At 71.0% G+C, this 2583-nt stretch carries 4 protein-coding genes; 3 read left to right on the top strand and 1 reads right to left on the bottom strand.

The window, feature by feature from the left end; genetic code table 11:
- The 3 genes from G6020_RS05140 to G6020_RS05130 all read left to right on the top strand — a co-directional run.
- A partial coding sequence (locus tag G6020_RS05140; protein WP_182609883.1) for a trypsin-like peptidase domain-containing protein occupies positions 1 to 980 on the top strand: 980 nt, incomplete at its 5' end.
- Positions 977 to 1552: a molybdopterin-binding protein gene (locus G6020_RS05135; protein WP_179525840.1), complete on the top strand. Its 576-nt coding sequence runs from the start codon at positions 977 to 979 to the stop codon at positions 1550 to 1552. The genes G6020_RS05140 and G6020_RS05135, both read left to right, overlap by 4 nt.
- Positions 1549 to 1743, top strand: coding sequence for a hypothetical protein (locus tag G6020_RS05130; protein WP_182609884.1), 195 nt, complete (start codon positions 1549 to 1551; stop codon positions 1741 to 1743). The genes G6020_RS05135 and G6020_RS05130 overlap by 4 nt, the downstream gene beginning before the upstream one ends.
- A gap of 102 nt (positions 1744 to 1845) precedes the next feature.
- On the opposite strand, the gene mscL is transcribed toward G6020_RS05130, so the two are convergent.
- A complete protein-coding gene (gene mscL / locus G6020_RS05125) occupies positions 1846 to 2274 on the bottom strand; it encodes a large conductance mechanosensitive channel protein MscL (protein ID WP_182609882.1) in 429 nt (142 codons plus the stop codon).
- Between the last annotated feature and the right edge of the window lie 309 nt (positions 2275 to 2583).

Genomic DNA, 2583 nt, shown 5'->3' with positions numbered 1-2583 from the left:
TGGCGGGCGGCGGAGGCAGCGGGAGCCTCGCCTCCCCGATCACCGCCGTCCAGCCCGAGGGTGAGGCCCCGGACGGCACGGTCGAGTCCGTCGCCGACAAGGTCCTGCCGAGCGTGGTCTCGATCGACGTCCGCGGGCAGGCCGGACGCGGTGAGGGATCCGGCGTGGTGCTGGCCCAGGACGGTCTGATCATCACGAACAACCACGTCATCGCGATGGCGGCGACCGGCGGCCAGATCGAGGTGCGCTTCAACGACGGGTCGAGGGCGCCGGCGACGGTCGTCGGCACCGACCCCGCCACGGACATCGCCGTGATCAGGGCGGATACCGACCGGTCGCTCACCCCGATCGCGCTCGGGTCCTCCTCGAACCTGGACGAGGGTCAGGCCGTCGCGGCGGTGGGTTCCCCGCTCGGCCTGTCCGGCACCGTGACGACCGGCATCGTCTCCGCGCTCGACAGGCCGGTGCGCGCGGGCGGCGCGCAGTCCGACCAGAACACGGTGATCGACGCCATCCAGACCGATGCGGCGGTCAACCCGGGCAACTCCGGCGGCGCGCTGGTCAACATGAACGGTGAGCTGGTCGGCATCAACTCCGCCATCGCGTCGCTGGGCTCGGGTAACTCGGGATCGATCGGCCTGGGTTTCGCGATCCCGGTCGACCAGGCCCGGCGCATCGCCGACCAGTTGATCAAGCAGGGGTTCGCCACCCGTGCGGTCCTCGGGGTCTCGGTGAGCGACCAACCCGACATCGACGGCGCGCTGGTCCGCACCACCGAGGTGGGAGGCCCCGCCGCGCAGGCGGGCATCGAGGAGGGGGCGGTGATCACCATGGTCGGGGAGCGGCTGATCGAGAGCGGCGACGCGCTGGTCGCCGCGATCCGGTCGAGGGCTCCGGGGGAGACGATCTCCGTCACCTATGCTGCTCGTGTGGGCGATCAGCCGACGACTGTCGACGTGGTACTGGGAGAGGCGAGATGAGCACGAGATTCGACCCGAGGTCTCTGCCCGGTGGGCGCAGGATCCAGACGGACGTGGATTTCGACCCCTCGGCGGCCGTTCCGGCGGACACCCCCATCGCCGGTCGTGCGATGGTCGTGGTGGTGACCGACCGGCTGGATCCGCGCGAGGACTCGATCGGCCCGTTGGTCACCGAGCTGCTCGAGGAGGAGGGCTTCCTGGTCGGCGGCGTCGTCGGCGTGGCGTCCGAGGAGTCCGAGGTCCGCAAGGCCCTCGAGACCGCGGTGGTCGGCGGCTTCGACTTCGTCGTGACCGTCGGTGGCACCGGGGTCGGCCCACGGGACATCACCCCCGAGGTCACGGAGGAGATCCTCGACCAGCGGCTGCCCGGCATCGCCGAGGCCATCCGGTCGTCGGGCCTCACCGCCGGCGCGGTCGACTCGATCGTCTCCCGCGGGTTGGTCGGGGTGTCCGGCAGTACGGTGGTCGCCAACCTCGCGCCCAGCCGCGCGGCCATCCGGGACGGGATGGCCACGTTGTGCCCGCTCGTCTCGTACGTGGTGGCGCAGTTGTCGGCGATAGACGAGCTGTGACCGACGGCGCCCCGGACCGCAGGGCACAGGACTCCAGCGCCCCGATCATCAGCGCTTCGTACAGCAGCGCCCGGATCGACGACGTGTTCGGCGAGACCCTGCCGCGGACCACGTCCGACGAGGCCCGTGACCTCGACGCCCGGCTCGGCGACGACTGGTGGAGGGAGCAACGCCCTCCCCACCACGGGTGAGACCCGCATCAGCGGTGTCGGCGGGGTCGCCGGGTGCCGGCGCTCAGGTCCGGCGCTGAGGTCCGGTTCCGGGTGACGGGGGCCCCGCGGCGGGGCGTGGTGTCAGGACTCGCCGGACGTGCTCCGCGGGTCCGACGGATGGGTGAGCGGGCGACCCGCGAGGAGGTCGCGGATCTCCACGAGGAGGTCGTTGTCCGAGGCGGGGGCGTCGATGCCCTTGCGCTTGGCGGCGGCCTCCTTCATCTTGTTCATCGGCCCCACCAGGACGAAGTAGATGACCGCGGCGATCAGCAGGAAGTTGATGATCGCGGTGAGCAGCAACCCGAAGTCCATCCTGGTCTCGGGGTTGTTGTCCAGCAGCTGGACGGCGAACCCGATCTCGCTGTTCCCGCCGAGCAGGGCGATGAGCGGGTTGATGATCGCGCTGGTGAAGGCGTCGACGATCGACGCGAACGCCGTGCCGATGACCACGGCGACGGCCAGGTCGATCACGTTGCCCTGCATGATGAAGTCTTTGAAGCCCTTGAGCATCCTGCACCCCTCTCTGGTGACGCGGTGTGGTCCACCACGTGCGTGGTCGTGCGTCCCGAACTGGACTGCAGAGACGTTACCAGCACGATTGGCCCCGCCGAGGCACTAGCGTCCTCTGCCGCTCCGCCGATCTGGCGCTGCGTCCCGTCATCCGTGCACCAGCACAGCCAGTGGCGTTCCGGCGGCCGTGGAGGCCAACCGGGCGGCGTCGGATTCCGGGACCTCGACGAGGATCGACCGGCTCCCGACCCGCCCGGAAGGGGTGTCCCGCACGCGCGCGGCGCGCGCCACCACGGCGGGCCCGGCGGG

This window comes from Dietzia sp. B19, assembly GCF_014145155.1.
GTDB classification, from domain to species: domain Bacteria; phylum Actinomycetota; class Actinomycetes; order Mycobacteriales; family Mycobacteriaceae; genus Dietzia; species Dietzia natronolimnaea.
This window is presented reverse-complemented; position numbering and strand designations above follow the sequence as displayed.